This window comes from Pantoea sp. QMID4 (assembly GCF_030270445.1).
GTDB lineage: Bacteria > Pseudomonadota > Gammaproteobacteria > Enterobacterales > Enterobacteriaceae > Pantoea > Pantoea vagans.
Genome location: NZ_BSXL01000006.1, coordinates 188,448 through 204,301, shown reverse-complemented (window position 1 = coordinate 204,301; position 15,854 = coordinate 188,448). Strand labels below are relative to the sequence as shown.

18 protein-coding genes and 1 pseudogene are annotated in these 15,854 nt (G+C 53.6%); 9 read left to right on the top strand and 10 right to left on the bottom strand.

The annotated features are described in order from the left end of the window. Positions 1-247 precede the first annotated feature (247 nt). Entirely contained in the window at positions 248-544 is a 297-nt protein-coding gene (locus QSK07_RS15090) for a hypothetical protein (RefSeq protein WP_275219526.1), read from the top strand. A gap of 57 nt (positions 545-601) precedes the next feature. Here QSK07_RS15090 and QSK07_RS15085 read toward each other — a convergent pair whose 3' ends face one another. Continuing rightward, on the bottom strand, positions 602-1,858 hold the full coding sequence (locus QSK07_RS15085) for a mechanosensitive ion channel family protein (RefSeq protein WP_098050708.1): 1,257 nt from the start codon (positions 1,856-1,858) through the stop codon (positions 602-604). Between the two features lie 225 nt (positions 1,859-2,083). On the opposite strand from QSK07_RS15085, the gene QSK07_RS15080 reads away from it, so the two are divergent. Next, positions 2,084-3,742, top strand: a complete 1,659-nt coding sequence (locus tag QSK07_RS15080) for a methyl-accepting chemotaxis protein (RefSeq protein ID WP_285721863.1) — start codon at positions 2,084-2,086, stop codon at positions 3,740-3,742. A gap of 329 nt (positions 3,743-4,071) precedes the next feature. Here the strand turns inward: QSK07_RS15080 and katE are convergent, their stop codons facing one another. Further along, positions 4,072-6,336 carry a catalase HPII gene (gene katE / locus QSK07_RS15075; protein WP_098050704.1) on the bottom strand — a complete coding sequence of 755 codons (2,265 nt, stop codon included), beginning with the start codon at positions 6,334-6,336 and terminating at the stop codon, positions 4,072-4,074. A gap of 387 nt (positions 6,337-6,723) precedes the next feature. Between katE and zinT the strand changes: the two genes are divergently transcribed. Beyond that, on the top strand, positions 6,724-7,374 hold the full coding sequence (zinT, locus tag QSK07_RS15070) for a metal-binding protein ZinT (protein ID WP_502921721.1): 651 nt from the start codon (positions 6,724-6,726) through the stop codon (positions 7,372-7,374). Between the two features lie 65 nt (positions 7,375-7,439). On the opposite strand, the gene QSK07_RS15065 is transcribed toward zinT, so the two are convergent. Further along, positions 7,440-7,805, bottom strand: coding sequence for an MmcQ/YjbR family DNA-binding protein (locus QSK07_RS15065; RefSeq protein ID WP_275219523.1), 366 nt, complete (start codon positions 7,803-7,805; stop codon positions 7,440-7,442). A gap of 101 nt (positions 7,806-7,906) precedes the next feature. On the opposite strand from QSK07_RS15065, the gene QSK07_RS15060 reads away from it, so the two are divergent. Next, complete coding sequence (locus QSK07_RS15060; protein WP_285721862.1) at positions 7,907-8,917, top strand: apurinic/apyrimidinic endonuclease family protein; 1,011 nt, start codon at positions 7,907-7,909, stop codon at positions 8,915-8,917. Here QSK07_RS15060 and QSK07_RS22960 read toward each other — a convergent pair. From QSK07_RS22960 to QSK07_RS15045, 4 genes and pseudogenes are all read right to left on the bottom strand, one after another. Continuing rightward, the gene (locus tag QSK07_RS22960; RefSeq protein WP_502921723.1) at positions 8,910-9,071 is read right to left on the bottom strand and encodes an SDR family oxidoreductase; all 162 of its coding nucleotides are present in this window, start codon (positions 9,069-9,071) and stop codon (positions 8,910-8,912) included. The two genes, QSK07_RS15060 and QSK07_RS22960, sit on opposite strands and share 8 nt — an antisense overlap. Further along, a pseudogene (locus QSK07_RS15055) lies at positions 9,069-9,377 on the bottom strand (NAD(P)-dependent oxidoreductase); the annotation flags it as partial. The gene QSK07_RS22960 and the pseudogene QSK07_RS15055, both read right to left, overlap by 3 nt. 221 nt (positions 9,378-9,598) lie before the next feature. Beyond that, positions 9,599-9,790 carry a hypothetical protein gene (locus QSK07_RS15050; RefSeq protein WP_285762117.1) on the bottom strand — a complete coding sequence of 64 codons (192 nt, stop codon included), beginning with the start codon at positions 9,788-9,790 and terminating at the stop codon, positions 9,599-9,601. A 15-nt stretch (positions 9,791-9,805) separates the two neighbouring features. Next, positions 9,806-10,063: a biofilm development regulator YmgB/AriR family protein gene (locus tag QSK07_RS15045; protein WP_098050697.1), complete on the bottom strand. Its 258-nt coding sequence runs from the start codon at positions 10,061-10,063 to the stop codon at positions 9,806-9,808. A gap of 549 nt (positions 10,064-10,612) precedes the next feature. Between QSK07_RS15045 and QSK07_RS15040 the strand changes: the two genes are divergently transcribed. Further along, on the top strand, positions 10,613-10,837 hold the full coding sequence (locus QSK07_RS15040; protein WP_033732545.1) for a hypothetical protein: 225 nt from the start codon (positions 10,613-10,615) through the stop codon (positions 10,835-10,837). An 85-nt stretch (positions 10,838-10,922) separates the two neighbouring features. Here the strand turns inward: QSK07_RS15040 and QSK07_RS15035 are convergent, their stop codons facing one another. Further along, a complete protein-coding gene (locus tag QSK07_RS15035; protein WP_285721861.1) occupies positions 10,923-11,174 on the bottom strand; it encodes a hypothetical protein in 252 nt (83 codons plus the stop codon). Positions 11,175-11,511: 337 nt separating this feature from the next. Here QSK07_RS15035 and umuD point away from each other — a divergent pair, with 337 nt between their 5' ends. The 4 genes from umuD to QSK07_RS15015 all read left to right on the top strand — a co-directional run bounded on the left by umuD (position 11,512) and on the right by QSK07_RS15015 (position 14,424). Beyond that, entirely contained in the window at positions 11,512-11,931 is a 420-nt protein-coding gene (gene umuD / locus QSK07_RS15030; protein ID WP_098050688.1) for a translesion error-prone DNA polymerase V autoproteolytic subunit, read from the top strand. 2 nt (positions 11,932-11,933) lie between these two features. Next, the gene (gene umuC, locus QSK07_RS15025; protein ID WP_285721860.1) at positions 11,934-13,202 is read left to right on the top strand and encodes a translesion error-prone DNA polymerase V subunit UmuC; all 1,269 of its coding nucleotides are present in this window, start codon (positions 11,934-11,936) and stop codon (positions 13,200-13,202) included. 153 nt (positions 13,203-13,355) lie between these two features. Further along, positions 13,356-13,631 carry a hypothetical protein gene (locus QSK07_RS15020; RefSeq protein ID WP_285721859.1) on the top strand — a complete coding sequence of 92 codons (276 nt, stop codon included), beginning with the start codon at positions 13,356-13,358 and terminating at the stop codon, positions 13,629-13,631. 178 nt (positions 13,632-13,809) lie between these two features. After that, positions 13,810-14,424: a TetR/AcrR family transcriptional regulator gene (locus QSK07_RS15015; RefSeq protein ID WP_033732552.1), complete on the top strand. Its 615-nt coding sequence runs from the start codon at positions 13,810-13,812 to the stop codon at positions 14,422-14,424. Positions 14,425-14,742: 318 nt separating this feature from the next. On the opposite strand, the gene ycgZ is transcribed toward QSK07_RS15015, so the two are convergent. Further along, positions 14,743-14,982 carry a regulatory protein YcgZ gene (gene ycgZ, locus QSK07_RS15010; protein ID WP_098050682.1) on the bottom strand — a complete coding sequence of 80 codons (240 nt, stop codon included), beginning with the start codon at positions 14,980-14,982 and terminating at the stop codon, positions 14,743-14,745. 227 nt (positions 14,983-15,209) lie between these two features. Continuing rightward, positions 15,210-15,482, bottom strand: a complete 273-nt coding sequence (locus QSK07_RS15005) for a hypothetical protein (RefSeq protein ID WP_098050680.1) — start codon at positions 15,480-15,482, stop codon at positions 15,210-15,212. Between the last annotated feature and the right edge of the window lie 372 nt (positions 15,483-15,854).

Here is a 15,854-nt window from a genome sequence, read left to right as displayed (position 1 = left end):
AGTGAGACCACTTCCACGCGGCATACAGAGAGTAATCATAGACTAAGATGTTGCAGTCGCAGGGTGGCAGGCGGCTCAGGCGTATTAATTTGCGTTAATTACTCTGAATCGGCCTCTGGCAAGGGGAAATCATGGGGGCAGACCCAGAAAACTCTGCCGGATAGCGCGGATTCGCTATAAGCTTAAGCGCGATCGCGCAGGTCACGCTGGAGGATCTGCGGCGCTGAACATTTCAAAAGGATATTACGTGAGGAAACGCGTTCTGTTAGTCACGCTGCTGCTACTGATTTCCGCCTGTTCTAACAGGGTCGGACACCGGCTGGACAACCGCAATCTGCAGCAAATTCATGCCGGTCAGACGACCAAAGCCCAGCTGATCGCGCTGTTTGGTCAGCCTGACAGCGAGACGCCTTACCCGGACGGGCAACGGTTGCTGAAGTGGACCTACAGCGAGGCGCGCACCCTGAACACCACCGAAGGGCAGACGCTGACCGTGCAGATGAAGAATGACAAAGTGCTGAACTATGCGCTGAGTAAGAGTTAATGATCTGATCCACTGTGAGTTCCGTGGCGGTGCGGGACCGCCACAGCAGGTCACGGGTTACGGCATGCCGTTTGGCTCTGTATCCCCGCTGAGGGGACGCGGCTGCGCCAGACGGGCGAAATCAGACCCGGCCGGATGCTGGTAAATCTGCAGTTCAAAGAACCGGGCCATGGCATAGATATACTCAAAAATCGCCGCCTGGGTATTTTCATAATCGGCCCAGAAAATGGATGAGGTGAAGCAGTAGATCTCCACCGGCAGCCCATCCGGCGACGGCTTCAGCGGCCGCACCACGATATACATCTCTTTCATAATGTCATCGCGCTGGGCCAGCCAGGCACTCAGGAATTTACGGAATACCATCAGATTAGTGATGCCGTTCTCCATAAACCAGCGGTCGCCGACGGCATTGATATCCCGTCCATCCAGCATTTCAGTGATCGTTTCGCCCGCGAGGCGGATCTGACTCATCGCCTGCAGCATCTCCTGATTCACAAAGGTGATCGACTTCTGATCAAGATAAAAGCTGCGCATGATGCGGCGCGCGCCTGAAGAGAACATCGCCTGCCAGTTGGTGTAGGTTTCGGTCAGGAAGTTCTTGGTCGGGATGCGCGAAAGGGTGTTATCCCAGTTGCGGATGGTGATGGTATGCAGCGCAATATCGATCACCTCGCCGCTGATATTCCTGTCCGGCATCTCAATCCAGTCGCCCAGTTGCAGAACATCGTTAGAGGAGAGCTGAATATTCGCCACCAGCGACAGCAGCGTATGCTGGAAGATCAGCATCAGTACCGCGGCGACCGCACCCAGCGAGGAGATGATAATGGCGGGCGACTTGTTGGACATAATCGCCAGAATCATGATTGCGGCGATAATATGTACCAGGATTTTACCAATCTGGATATAGCCCTTGATCGAGTGATTCTTACGCTTTGATTTGCGCGAGTAAGAGTTGTTAACAATCTCCAGCACTTCGTTGAAGAAGATCGACAGATAGACAAAAAACAGGATGCCGCAGATGGTCTGAATCGCCACTTTCAGATTTTCAGGCAGGCCAGGCATGAATTGCAGGAAATTGTAGACCACAATTACCGGCACAAAATTTGACAGCTTCTGAGAGAGGCGGACATCTTTATCCAGCGGAACGTTCTTTTTATGACTGCTGAAAAAGACCTTCCTTATCACTTTGACGATGAAGAATTTGCAAATCAGGTGAGTGACCATCCCGGCCATAATCAGCAGCAGCAGGCTGAAGCCGATCGACAGCACCCGGTTTCCCTCTATAAAACTCATCAGACTCTGAATGTAATGCATGTTAACCACGTGCGAAAAATGTAAGGGGCGAATTCAACCACAGCACGGGGGCGCTTGTTAAGCGACGAATGCGTTCAGGCGGCGTCACGCCCTTTTTTTCAGTGCAGTACGACGTGCTGGCTGCATCCGGCGGGTTGCGGAGAGCAGGCTTCTTTGCAACTGCGCTCAGTTAAATTCCTCGCTTGCCGATAACAGCTTTATCTTCTCTGATATGAGTTTGCGGACATGCTTAAAAATCTTAAAATAACTCACGGTATTCTGGCGGTGCTGGCCGTTTTTATTACGTTACTGGCCCTGACCGGATTTCTGTTCTACAACGGCGTGTCAAAAGCCGACAAAAACTTCGTGGCGGCCGAGCAGCTGACGCTGCAACAGCAGCACCTGAGTGATGCGGTGAAAACCCTGATTAAAACCCGCGTCACCATTAACCGCGTGGCGATCCGTTTCCTGAAAAATCAGCAGGACCCTAAATCGCTGGCGGCGATGGCTGCGCTGCTGGAGCAGGCGGGTCAGTCAGCGGAAAAGGCGGATGCAGACTTTAAAGCGTGGCAGGCGATGCCGCGTAAAGCGGAACAGGGCGAAGCCCAGTCAACGCAGGTTCAGACTGCTTATCAGCAGATGCGTGACACCATGCTGGCCTCTATCACCTTCCTGAAGCAGGGCAACTACCCGGCCTATGGCAACCTTGAAGCGCAGGCAGCGCAGGATCAGCTCGACACGGCCTATGAGGCCTGGCGTGCAGTGAACATCCAGCTGATGAAAGATACCTCTCTGCACAACCAGCGCAGCCTGACGGATGCACTCTGGGCGCTGCTGGCCATCGGCCTGATCACCGGCGTGATTGGGGTGGCAGTCTGGATGGGACTGCAGAAGCTGCTGATTAACCCGCTGGCCAGACTGACCGCTCATATGCGCGCTATCTCGGCCGGTGATTTAACTTCTGCGATTCAGCATGAGGGCCGCAACGAGATGGGCCAGCTGATTCAGGAGTTGCAGCAGATGCGTGATGCGCTGGTCGTGACCATTACTTCGGTCGATGACGCCACCCGTTCGATCTTCACCGGTGCCGCGGAAATCTCTGCCGGCAGCACCGATCTTTCCTCCCGAACGGAACAGCAGGCAGCCGCGCTGGAACAGACCGCCGCCAGCATGGAGCAGCTTACCTCGACGGTAAAGCTCAACGCAGACAATGCGCAGCAGGCGACCACAGTGTCGAAAGAGGCGTCAGCTACGGCTTTGCAGGGCGGTGAGACCGTTGCCCGGGTGATTGCCAACATGGATCAGATTAGCGAAAGCTCGAATCAGATCGCCGGTATTATCGCCATTATCGACAGCATCGCCTTCCAGACCAATATTCTGGCGCTGAACGCTGCGGTTGAAGCCGCGCGTGCCGGTGAACAGGGTCGTGGATTTGCGGTGGTGGCGGGTGAAGTACGCTCGCTGGCAGGACGCAGCGCCAGCGCCGCACAGGAAATTCGTGGACTGATCGACCGCTCAGCAGAGCGGATCAAAACCGGTGCCGGTCATGCTGCGCAGGCGGGCACCGCGATGGAGAGCATTGTGAAGTCGGTGAGTCGTGTGACGCAACTGATTGAAGAGATTGCGGCATCCTCGACCGAACAGACGCGGGGCATTGAGCAGGTCTGCATTGCGGTCTCGGAAATGGATGGGGTGACGCAGCAGAACGCCGCGCTGGTGGAGGAGTCAGCCACTGCCGCCGCCTCCCTGGAGGAGCAGGCGAGCTACCTGCGTAAAACGGTGTCGGTATTCAAAACCGGCACGCTACACGCAGCGTTCTCTGCCCCACCGGTTGCGAAGGCGATTGCTGTGCCAAAACGTCAGCCTGTCGCTGTGACAGATAATGAGAACTGGCAGACCTTCTGATAATAAGTGAGAACCGATTTCTGGCTGTGAGACCGTGCCTGCACTGGGAACACGGTCAGATCGGAAAGACGCAAAAGATGTCATCCATGGCCGCTCGGCCCGCGCGATTACGCACCTCATCCCTGAGGTGCGCCCGTAACCGGGCCAACGCGTTGCGTTGTTCAAAAACGCTTCCGGCGTTTTTGTCCCTGACGCGGGACGCTTTCCTCTTCTGTCCGTGTTCCCAGCGCGTTGAGTCTGGCCGTTGCTGCCAGATTTACCCTGATTCAGGTTTATCAGCAGCCATAAAAAAACCGCCCCTGGAGGCGGTTTTTTATTTACTCAACGCATCAGGCCGGAACGGACTGCGCTTTCTGGCTACGGGACCAGACGCGGTGCGCTTTCATCGCCTGCGTGAAATCCGACATTAGCGCGGTCTCTGCCGAGTCGCCCTGCACGATGCCTTCTTCCTGATCGGCATCTTCCAGGCCGAACTGTGCTTTAAAGCGACGCGCGTCGCCCACCAGACCAATCACCTTGAGGTGTTTATAGGCTTCCAGCAGGAAGTAACGGGCATCGCCGCTTAACAGCAGGGCATCGATATTGCCATTTGGCACGATCACGGCATCAAAGGTCAGAGAAGGCAGACCGGCAAAGGTGGCATCAACCGGCAGCACTGAGCCGTCATCCGCACGCACCTGGCCCATATGCGGTGCCAGCAGTTTGGTGTGAACACCTTCTGCTTTCAGCGCCTGCAGAATCGCCAGCACATCAGCCGCTTTTACACCATCGCTCAGCAGCAGCGCCACCTGACGACCTTTGATCTCACCATCCGGGATGGCATAAAGGCTCAGACTGTCATCTTTGGTCAGGCCGTTCACCGCCGCCGGCGGCTGGATGTTAAGCTGCTCATCGGTCAGCGCAAGTCCAAGGTTATCCGCCACGCCTTGCGCCAGCTTCGTATCGATGCGTGCCAGGTGATCGACCACGCGCTCACGGATATAGGCGCGTCCCACTTTACTCAGCTCAAACGAGTAGGCACCGATGATGTGCTGCTGCTCAACGTCTGTCTGGCTGTTCCAGAACAGGCGCGGCTGCGCATAATATTCACCGAACGACGGGCTGCGCTCGCGCACTTTGTGGCCTTCAACCCGCTCCTGATAGCTCTCGAATCCGCCGCCAGTTGCAGCAGGTGGGGTCTCACGCGGCCAGTTGTCGTTGATCGAGTTCGGCTCGTAGTTTGCCGGATTGGTGTCGATATCCTGACGATGCATGCCCTGACGCTGGAAGTTATGGTACGGGCAGGTCGGACGATTGATCGGGATCTCATGGAAGTTTGGTCCGCCCAGACGACTGATCTGCGTGTCAGTATAGGAGAAGAGACGACCCTGCAACAGCGGATCGTTGGAGAAATCCAGACCCGGCACGATATGGCCTGGGTGGAACGCCACCTGCTCGGTTTCGGCAAAGAAGTTGTCCGGGTTACGGTTAAGCACCATCTTGCCGACGATCTCAACCGGTACCAGCGCTTCCGGGATCAGCTTGGTGGCATCCAGAATATCGAAGTCGAATTTGAACTCATCTTCTTCCGGGATCAGCTGCAGGCCCAGTTCATATTCCGGGAAATCACCCGCTTCAATCGCTTCCCACAGATCGCGACGATGGAAATCGGGATCGCGACCGGTCAGTTTCTGCGACTCATCCCACAGCAGCGAGGCTTTACCGGCCACCGGCTTCCAGTGGAATCGGACAAAGGTCGCTTTGCCTTCGGCGTTAATCAGACGGAAGGTATGGATACCAAAGCCTTCCATAGTGCGATAGCTGCGCGGAATACCGCGGTCAGACATTGCCCAGATGACGTTATGCATGGTTTCCGGCTGCAGAGAGACGTAATCCCAGAAGGTGTCATGGGCGCTCTGGCCCTGCGGGATTTCGTTGTGCGGCTCTGGCTTCACGGCGTGCACAAAGTCAGGGAATTTGTGCGCATCCTGAATAAAGAATACCGGCGTGTTGTTGCCGACCAGGTCAAACACACCTTCTTCGGTGTAGAACTTGGCGGCGAAACCGCGAATATCACGCACGGTATCGGCAGAGCCTGCACCGCCCTGAACTGTGGAGAAACGCACGAAGACGGGGGTCGTCTGCTCGGGATCGCTGAGGAACTGCGCTTTGGTCAGATCTTTCAGGGAGCGATAAGGCTGGAAATAGCCGTGTGCGGCAGAGCCACGGGCGTGCACGATACGCTCCGGGATGCGTTCATGGTCAAAGTGCGTGATCTTCTCACGCATAATAAAGTCTTCCAGCAGCGTCGGACCACGCGAGCCGGCCCGCAGTGAGTTCTGATCGTTGGCGATGCGTGTGCCCTGGTTGGTGGTCAGAGGGCGGTCAGTGCCGTTTTTGCGGCTGGCTTCAAGCTGGTCAAGTTTGGCGTTGTGTGTCTGTGGCGCTTTCAGGCTGCCCGGGGCGGTAGGCTGTTTGCCTGGCGGGGTCGGTTCGGCTGGGGTCTGATGCGAACCATCTTTTGGTGCCAGCGATCCCAGCCCCGGCTCTGATGATTCCGGGCCGGTGGTCGGCGCGCGTTCGCTCAGGGGTTTCTTCTCGGTTTCTTTCGACATTGATCCATGCTCCAGCTGTTATTTTACATTCGGCGACACTAAATATAGAACAACCTGAACAATGCTGAGGTTAAATCCGCGATTTAAACCACCCCGCAGCGCCTTTTTTATCGGGTTCAAAACGCGCGCTTATCTCTCAGCCCGCATTATCGCTTCGCTTATTCACACTCTGTGCCGTCTGGCTTAGCGGCCTGTCAGTCCGCGCCCGCTATAGCGACAACCCACTTTTGTGTTACGACAGGTTTGCTCGTCACTGGCGGGTGTGATGTGCCAGAAGAGGCCCCTGACCATTAAATAAAATTAACACGAGGATATGTTCATCGGGGTTGAATTGTGAAATGTTATATCATAACATTTCTGGCTGTTACATTAATCGGGGATCAGGCTTTGAAAAATCATGCAGGTAAATGGATGGGAATCGTCGGCGCGCTGTTAATCAGTCAGCAGGCGCTGGCACATGGTACGCATGCCCATGGAAAACCGCTGTCAGCGATGGAGCAGAAGGCGGCTGAAGGGGTTTTCGCTGACAGCGATGTGAAAGATCGTCCGCTCTCTGACTGGGACGGAATCTGGCAGTCGGTCTATCCGCTGCTGCAGAGCGGCGAACTGGACCCGGTCTGGCAGAAGAAAGCGCAGCAGAACAACAGTAAAACGGCAGAACAGTACAAGGCCTACTATCGCAAAGGCTACGCTACCGACGTCGATACTATTGGAATTGAAAATGGCGTAATGGAGTTCCACGTCGGCGATAAGGTCAGCGCCTGCCACTATCACTATGCAGGCTACAAAATCCTGACCTATACCTCCGGGAAGAAAGGGGTACGCTACCTGTTCGAGTGCCAGGACGCCAGCAGTCAGGCGCCGAAATATGTGCAGTTCAGCGACCACACCATCGGGCCGCGTAAGTCCGCCCATTTCCATATCTTTATGGGCAACCAGTCTCAGCAGGCCCTGCTGGCGGAGATGGACAACTGGCCGACCTATTACCCTTACCAGATGACGAATGCACAGGTGGTGGATGAGATGCTGCACCACTGAGTGCCGGGGCGGGATCGGATGACCCGCTGGCCACAGCGGGTTTTCATTATTACCTTTCGCAATCTTTATCCCACCCACACCGGGCGGCGTGAGGCGGGGATGCCGCGTACCACCCGCTGATATGACGCTTCAACCAGCTGCTGAATCAGGCCTGGTGAGAGACCGTCGCCGGGATAAACCGTAATCCAGTGGCGCTTATTCATATGGTAACCGGCAGTGATCGAGGGATAGATCACCCGGTGCAGCTCCGCCTGCTGCGGTTCGCATTTCAGGGTGATAATCGGCACGCCCCGCAGTTCGGTCAGCAGTAAAAACACTTTTTCACACACTTTATAAACCTGATGTTGCGGCCCGAATGGATAGCCTGATTCGGCGGCGGGCAGCCGTTCAGCCGCGTCGATAGCGATGCGCTGGATCGTGTGACCCTGCATAGTCTCTCTCCCTGTCATTATTCAAACTGCCGCTGTGGCCCGCGACTGGCTGGTCGTCAGAGGCCTGTTACACTTCTGATAAGCATTAATCAGGAGCAGTCATGAAATTAGGTTTTGCATGTAAGTATCTCAATAGCGATGGCAAACAGTTTTTCCCGTTTCGCGCGACTACCCGTAAACGATTTCTGAGTTTACCGCACGCTGAACGTCATCAGCTGGTTCATGAGATCACCGTTACCAATCTCAATAATCTCTACCTGACGCTTGAGCATCTGGCCACGTTACCGCCGCCGCTGCGAATGATGCGTATCGGCAGCGATCTGTTGCCACTTTACACGGTGCCCGAAGCGACGCCGCTGTTTGCGGAATTCCTGCCTGAGCTTTATCCGCTGTTTGCCCGCTGTGGCGAGCTGGCACGGGCGCATGATATCCGGCTCTCCTTCCATCCGGGACAATATACCGTGCTGGCTTCCGATAATCCCGATGTGGTAGTGCGCGCACTGGAGGATGTGGAATATCACACGCTCTGCGCCTGTCTGATGGGCTACGGCAAGACCTTCCAGGATTTTAAAATCAACATTCATATGAACGGCAAGGCGGGGTTCGATGGCTTTAAGCGGTCGTTTAATCAGCTCAGCCCGGAAGCGCGGCTGATGCTGACGGTTGAGAATGATGAGATCTCCTGCTCGCTGGATGATGTGCTGCAGGCGGCACCGCTCTGTCCGGTCGTGCTGGATATCCACCATCACTGGGTGAAAGAGAGCGAGTTTATTCAGCCGGATGACGCGCGTGTGGCCAGGGTGATCGACTCCTGGCGCGGCGTGCGGCCGGTGCTGCACTATTCGATTTCGCAGGAGGGGATTATTCCGCAGGAGGGCTGGCCCGATCAACAGCAACTGGGCGTGAGCAAAAGCAAACTGCGGGCGCACTCTGACTTCTTCTTCAATCCGACGCTGAATGGGTGGGCGCTGTCGTTTCAGGCTTTCGACATCATGTGCGAAGTGAAAATGAAAAATCTGGCGCGGGAGCCACTCTGGCAGTGGGGCGTCGCGCAGAAGCTGCTAAAGGATCCCCTGGCCGAAAGGGCCAGGGAATCGGTGGACGTTAAATAATCGCGACGCCGCCCGTGACGGCGATGGTGGCCCCGGAAATGTAGCTGGCTTCATCACTGGCCAGCATCACATGGGTGGGTGCCAGCTCAGCAGGCTGACCGGCACGCTGCAGCGGTACTTCACTGCCAAAGTTTTTCAACCGTTCAACCGGCATGTCCGACGGGATCATCGCTTTCTGACCGGCGACCTCAACCAGTCGTGCGTTATCCTGCGCATCCTCATGCTCATCAAGATAAAAGATCAGCACGTCAGCCCCTTCCCGGGCAAAAGCAATCGCCACGGCCCGGCCAGGGCCGGACTCACCGCCGGTAATAATCGCTTTTTTACCCGCCAGACGGCCTGAACCCTGATCACTTTCTTCACCATGATCGGGCTGTGGCTGCATTGCGGCGGTACTGCCGGGCCACGTCTGCTGCTGCTCTTCGAAAGGGGGATGGGGACGCTGAGTGGATGATATGATGACTCCTCCATAAAAAGATGGGAAAAACCTGTCAGGGCATCGATCCCTGACAGGCGGGCAATCAAGGTTTCGGTGGCGTAACGCCGTCAATCTGCTCTGACTGCGCACCGGAGCCGGGACGGGCATTGCCGGGTAGCGGCTCTTTTTCTCGTCTGTGCTTACCGTGGATGCAGAAAACGCCTGTACACAGTTAGCGGATAAATAAAGCGAACCAAGACCAATTAATCGCAATTTAAGGTGAAATAAACGGCAAAACCGGCAGATAGCAGAGCTATATGTGGCCCGGCAGGGCAGGCTATGCGGGAGGTAAAAAAGAGGCGGGTGATGCAGTGCAGCAGCAATAAAAAAGCCCCTTTGTAAAAGGGGCCGATTCCGTAGTGAAAAAGCATCCGTGCTAATTCGCGTTCCGTCATGACAGACACAGGTTTTTAGCTTTCGCTGGTAGCCGTTGCACGCTGCAGAACATATTCAAGAGCCTGACGGTAAATATCCTGCTTAACCACGTCGCGCTCGCTCTCCAGACGGTGAATCAGGCCCAGCACGATGTCTTTATCGGAGACATGGGCTTTGGCGCGTGCGAGTTCAGCATGGACCGCGGCGATAACCTGTTTTTCAGTAGTCAGCGCTGTACCAGAGTTCATGAAGTAATCAGAAATCTGAGACTCTGTATTCATCGTTGTTTGCATGTCAGGCCTCATAAGAAATTGGGGAGGAATGCGTCGATTCCGATCCGGTAACCGGCTGACGCAAAAAAATTGCATCTGAAGGTGGAAATCCACAACACCTTCAGATGCGGTGCAAAGCACGCTCGTTACAAGTGATTTAACATCACGAGATAAAGTTATACAATAACGGCAAAGTTGTACAATAAAATTTGACAAAAGATCACTGGTCAGAGGTGTTGAGGGGCAGGCAGACAACGGAAGTGTGTCGGATTTTTAGTGTTTATCTGAGTTAATTCAGTGTGTTAATGGATTGTTTTCGCAGGATGGTCGCGTCCGCTGGTGCGTAACGCCTCTTTTTTCCGCCGTGCGAAAACGATACAACAGCCGTTCAGACAGAGATTTCAGCAAAAAACCTGTACAGGCCGTACAGGTTTTTTGCGCAGGAAAAGCGGATAATACAACACGGCTGCTGCAATCCTGTCCGCCTGACAGGTCATGCCACATAATTCACTTCCCACGCCTGATGCAGAAGGCTAAGGTTGAGCCCTTATTCATCACAAGGAAATGATCATGGTTCACGACTATTTTGCGATTCCGCCTGCGGGCGTGACTCAGGAACAACATAAACGTTCAGTGGCTGTGGCAGCGGCGCTGTCAGTGGCAAAGGAGTCCGTTAGCGCTTCAACGTCAGCAACCGGCTCAAAAGCCTCCTGGGATTTGCAGGCCGTGGCAAATGAAATTGGTAATCTGGCCGATGCGATTCAGGATGCGCTGGAAAGTGATAGCCAGGCGTAAACACTAACCCGGGGACGGGGCAGATCAGGGGATGGCAGTGTTCAGGAGCCGGTAACGTCCGGTGAGCGGACGCTGCCGGAAAGTCCTATTCCATTGCGGGTGGCTCATATTTAATATACTCGCGCAGAGCGTCATGGATTGCCTGATTGTTGCCTTCCTCCAGACCGCGTCCGGCATATTCTTTTGCCAGGGCGGCCAGCACATCGTCAAACTTCCCTTTGTAGTTGAGATTATTCAGCGCAATTTGCTGACCGAGTATCGCTTTTAATACCGTGGTCTCCACTGTTAACTGCGCAACTGCCTCTTCCAGATGTTTAATTCGATCGTCGTCCGCCATAACCCCTCCAGGCCTTAAAAAAGGCAGAATAACCAGCCTGCTCTGAATATTCAAACCTCAGCAAATGCCACAGAGACGTTGTCAGATTTTCCTTAAGTAAAAATAATCAGCGGGTGAATTTATAAGATTAGTTACTGAAAGAAAAAAACGCTGATATTCCCGTGCTGCGGCAAAAGTAACCGGTTTCCGCTTACTCTCACAGCAGTGAGAAAAAAGAGGGTTAAAAAAATGCATTACCATCAACTCCTTTGCTTAAAAATGTTCCGTGTCACTTGATTAAAAGGGGGATTAGCTATTACTGTATTTATATACAGTAATCTGAGAAAGGAGTGAAATTGTGGAATTCATTAAACCTGCGGACATTCGCGCCGTTATGCCTTTACCGCTTTATATCGAACGTGTGCCGTGCGGATTTCCCTCCCCGGCGCAGGATTATGTCGAACAACGTATCGATCTCAATGCACTGATGGTGCAGCATCCCAGCGCCACCTATTTTGTCCGCGTCAGCGGCGAGTCGATGATTGAGGCGGGCATTAACGATGGTGATATGCTGGTGGTCGACAGCTCGCTCACCGCCTCACACGGCGATATCGTGGTGGCCGCCGTCGACGGTGAATTTACCGTTAAACGTCTTCAGCTTCATCCCTGCCTGCAACTGATGCCGATGAATACCAAATTTAAACCGATCGCTATCCAGACCGAAGATACGCTGGAGGTGTTTGGGGTTGTGACCTTTGTTATTAAATCGACGCATTGACCATGTTCGCGCTGGTCGATGTGAACTGCTTTTATGCGTCGTGCGAAACTGTTTTCCGGCCCGATCTGAAAGGCAAACCGGTGGTGGTGCTGTCGAACAATGACGGCTGTGTGATCGCGCGCAGCGCCGAGGCAAAGAAAGCTGGCATTAAAATGGGCGCGCCCTATTTTAAAATGCGCGAAGAGCTGACGCGTCACGCGGTACAGGTCTTCAGCTCAAATTACGCGCTCTATGCCGACATGAGCCATCGGGTGATGACCATCCTCGAAGAGATGGCCCCCTCGGTAGAAATCTACTCGATCGACGAGGCGTTTATGGATCTTACCGGCGTGCATAACTGCATGGCGCTGGAAACCTTTGGCCGTCAGGTCAAAGAACGGATCCGCAAAGAGACCCATCTGACCGTCGGCGTCGGCATTGCACAGACCAAAACGCTGGCCAAGCTGGCGAATTTTGCGGCCAAAAAGTGGAGCAAAACCGGCGGCATTGTTGATTTATCGGACCCCGAACGACAGAAAAAGCTGCTGTCACTGATCGATGTGGCTGAGGTCTGGGGCGTGGGGCACCGGATCGGCAAACGGCTTAACGCTATGGGCGTCATAACGGCGAAAGATCTGGCCGACCAAAGCACAGAGTCTATTCGCAAACAGTTCAGCGTGGTGATGGAGCGTACCGTCAGAGAACTGCGTGGCGAATCCTGCCTGGAACTGGAGTCAGTGACACCGGATAAGCAGCAAATCATGTGTTCACGTTCGTTCGGTAGCCGCATCTCCGATTATGACCAGATGCGCGAAGCTGTCTGTGCCTATGCGGAGCGCGCGGCAGAGAAACTGCGTCGCGAGAATCAGTATTGCCGTCAGATAGGGGTATTTTTGCGCACCAGCCCGCACGCAACTGATGAACCCTTTTATGGCAATCAGTCTATAGAGACGTTGCTAATCCCGACGCAGGACACCCGCGACATCATCAACGTTGCAATGGCGTGTCTGGATAACGTCTGGATTAAGGGATATCGCTATATTAAGGCGGGCATTGTGCTGGGGGATTTTTTCAGTCAGGGCGTGGCCCAGCTTGATCTGTTTGATGAGCATCAGCCGCGCCGTAACAGTCAGGAGCTGATGCAGCTGATGGATAAAATTAACAAAACCGGCAGCGGGAAACTGTGGTTTGCCGGACAGGGGATTAACAAGGCCTGGGCGATGAAGCGCGAGATGCTGTCGCCTGCCTATACCACACGGGTAGCGGATTTGCCGGTGGCGGCGGTTAAGTAGGCGCGGGGCCGGCTCCCTCTGTTGCTGACGTAGCAGCAGCGTCTGTTAAAAGCTTTTTTATCACGCGATTAAAGTGACAGGAAGTTATGCTTTGCCTGGCCCGATTAAGTAGTTTTTCATCGGGCGTTTTAAAAAAATAACCAGGTAAATATAATGGATTTCAGAAAGTTTGAAGCCAGAGTAATGCTCTGGCCTGCAATACATTTCACAGCAATCATGCATTCCCGCTACCACGACGACTATGAGATTTATGCGGTCGACGACAACAGCAATATCAAAACCCGACTCTTTTTATGCTTTGCTGACAATGAGAGCCACGCCAGCCTGCTTATTAAGCAATTTATGTTATGGCTCATCAAAATAAACGCCCAGCAACGCAGGCAGCGACGGGCCGATCGCCGCAAAGAGACCGCGTTATTATCTGAATGAGTCGTGACCGGTTTGCCCTGTAACCTGTGTCGGGTTGCAGGGTCCAGCCGGTTATTTCCCTTGATCATCAGATGACAGAAACGGACATCCGTCGGTGCCGCTCTCTATACTTGTTACCCATGCCTGCGATAGAATCCGGGCTGATTCTGACAGAAACGTACCTCCCAGACCGGTAACAATGATCACGACAGCGACAGCGCATAAAAACAAAGAGCGGGGACGTCCCAGAGAGTTCGATATTGAACAGGCTCTGGATCACGCCATGATCGTATTCCGCCAAAAAGGGTATCACGCCACATCAATAAGCGATCTGGGGGAGGCGATGAATCTCTCCGCAGGCAGCATCTATAAGGCCTTTAAAGATAAGCGCTCGCTCTTTCTGCTGGTATTTGAACGTTATCTGTTGCTCAGAAATACTGAGCTGCGCCGTCGTCTGGCACCCTGTATTAGCGGACGGGAAAAAATAACCGAGCTGTTGCAGTTCTATCTCGACTCGGCGCGTGCTATCGAAGGGCGGCGCGGCTGTCTGGTCGTTGCCAGCGCCATTGCACTGCAGACGATGGATCAGGCGCTGGCGCAGCGTATTGATGAGGTAGTCCGGCGTAATCAGCGCTTTCTGGTCTCGCTGCTGGAGCTGGGTCAGCGGGATGGCTCAATCGATAACACGCTGGACAGTGAAGCGGCAGCCGGTTTAATTCTCTGCATTGCATACGGTATGCGGGTTGCAGGCAAGGTCAGCGATGTAACCAACGAACAGCAGACGCTGGCGCTGGCATTAAAAGTACTGGGGTAATCGTTACGGGGCAGGTTAATCACTAAACCTGTATTTCACCGCCCGCGTTTTTTCGGGCAGAGAAAGTCTGCAGTGCGCTTTTCCCGACGCTGTTTATTTGCCAGGCTTTTACGTTTTATTCTGTAGCGTAATAATTAAGGCCTGCTTCGTGAAAACCTCAATCTTACTGACACTCCTGGCCGCTATTGGTTGCTCTGTCTTTGCTGCCCAGGGGGATTTGAAACCCGCGCAGCGCAACATCCGCTGCAACAGCAGGTGACGGAAAGCAAGGAACCGCTGACACATTAACAGAAGTCGCTGGCAGAGAGCGTCCGCTGCTTAACGGCCAAACAGCAGGCTGATGAGAGCACGGTAGTGGCGCTCATCTTCCAGCGTAGATGCTGTTTCCAGCCGACGAAGAAGTTTGGTGCAGATCGATTTACGGTTTACGTTCCCGCCCGCATGCAGAATTTCCACCACCACCTGGCCCAGCGTTTCCTGCTGTGAGGGCAGGCTTGCCGCATTAAAATAACGGGCAATATCGTCTGCCGTCCGCGGCAGTCTCTGGTTCGGGTACATGGGTGATTTCCTGTCAGGTGAGGGAAAAACGATCAGTTTGCGGCAAAGTTATACAAAAAAAGCAAGCCTGTATAGCTATTTCAGCACAGAAGAGGGGTTTTTTGTGCTATCTGCATAGCATTCAGTGATAAACAGGAAAAATGCAAAAACTGGCATGGTGCAGGGAAAAGCTGAAGGGCACCAGGCGAGGCCTGGCCCCTGAACCGACAGCGCCATCATTCAGCGCATTAACGATAATCTTTAAGGAAAATCGGCGCCTGTCCGGTCTCGACCAGCCAGTTTAATTCTGCGCGGTCGCGCGTTGAGGCCTCGATAAAGCCTTTGAGCCAGTTGCGTGCATCAGCAATCTGCGCGACGCGTTCATCGCTGCATTCGTTTTCAGCCATTTCACCCAACTGGCGAATCAGTGATACCAGCGTAATCTCCTGCTCTTCAAACGCCAGATTGATTGCGGCTTCACCAAGAAGCATGTGACCGATTATTTTATCATGGTAAATCATCAGCGACATCCTGATTGAATAACGATATGAATAGTCTAGTTAAAGGCAATCCGGACTAAAAGATCGGAAAACGCCGATAAACGCGGTTTAAATTTTTAAAAATAAAGTGAACCTTTAAGCGAAGCGATAAGTCTCTAATAAAAAACAATAAAAGCACACGTCTGTTTTGCAGATAAAGCAGCCTGAGCTATTAAGCTGGTTAAAAAAGATAAAGATTGCCTGAAATTCAGATAAGTAACTGGCAGGTGAATCGTAATTATTGTCATGCTGCCTGCCATATTCTTGCCAAAGAATAACGGATATTTCTGATTAAAATCGGCAGGTGGCCAGGAAATTCGGTCGTGCCACATGTCGTGCTAAGCGCAGACAAAA

What these genes read in the sequence shown, in the direction of transcription:
- QSK07_RS15085 (WP_098050708.1), bottom strand. Translation starts at nt 1,858, where the DNA reads ATGCATTACATTCAGAGTCTGATGAGTTTTATAGAGGGAAACCGGGTG.
- QSK07_RS15080 (WP_285721863.1), top strand. Translation starts at nt 2,084, where the DNA reads ATGCTTAAAAATCTTAAAATAACTCACGGTATTCTGGCGGTGCTGGCC.
- katE (WP_098050704.1), bottom strand. Translation starts at nt 6,336, where the DNA reads ATGTCGAAAGAAACCGAGAAGAAACCCCTGAGCGAACGCGCGCCGACC.
- QSK07_RS15065 (WP_275219523.1), bottom strand. Translation starts at nt 7,805, where the DNA reads ATGCAGGGTCACACGATCCAGCGCATCGCTATCGACGCGGCTGAACGG.
- QSK07_RS15060 (WP_285721862.1), top strand. Translation starts at nt 7,907, where the DNA reads ATGAAATTAGGTTTTGCATGTAAGTATCTCAATAGCGATGGCAAACAG.
- QSK07_RS22960 (WP_502921723.1), bottom strand. Translation starts at nt 9,071, where the DNA reads ATGCCGGTTGAACGGTTGAAAAACTTTGGCAGTGAAGTACCGCTGCAG.
- QSK07_RS15050 (WP_285762117.1), bottom strand. Translation starts at nt 9,790, where the DNA reads ATGACGGAACGCGAATTAGCACGGATGCTTTTTCACTACGGAATCGGC.
- QSK07_RS15045 (WP_098050697.1), bottom strand. Translation starts at nt 10,063, where the DNA reads ATGCAAACAACGATGAATACAGAGTCTCAGATTTCTGATTACTTCATG.
- QSK07_RS15040 (WP_033732545.1), top strand. Translation starts at nt 10,613, where the DNA reads ATGGTTCACGACTATTTTGCGATTCCGCCTGCGGGCGTGACTCAGGAA.
- QSK07_RS15035 (WP_285721861.1), bottom strand. Translation starts at nt 11,174, where the DNA reads ATGGCGGACGACGATCGAATTAAACATCTGGAAGAGGCAGTTGCGCAG.
- umuC (WP_285721860.1), top strand. Translation starts at nt 11,934, where the DNA reads ATGTTCGCGCTGGTCGATGTGAACTGCTTTTATGCGTCGTGCGAAACT.
- QSK07_RS15020 (WP_285721859.1), top strand. Translation starts at nt 13,356, where the DNA reads ATGGATTTCAGAAAGTTTGAAGCCAGAGTAATGCTCTGGCCTGCAATA.
- QSK07_RS15015 (WP_033732552.1), top strand. Translation starts at nt 13,810, where the DNA reads ATGATCACGACAGCGACAGCGCATAAAAACAAAGAGCGGGGACGTCCC.
- ycgZ (WP_098050682.1), bottom strand. Translation starts at nt 14,982, where the DNA reads ATGTACCCGAACCAGAGACTGCCGCGGACGGCAGACGATATTGCCCGT.
- QSK07_RS15005 (WP_098050680.1), bottom strand. Translation starts at nt 15,482, where the DNA reads ATGATTTACCATGATAAAATAATCGGTCACATGCTTCTTGGTGAAGCC.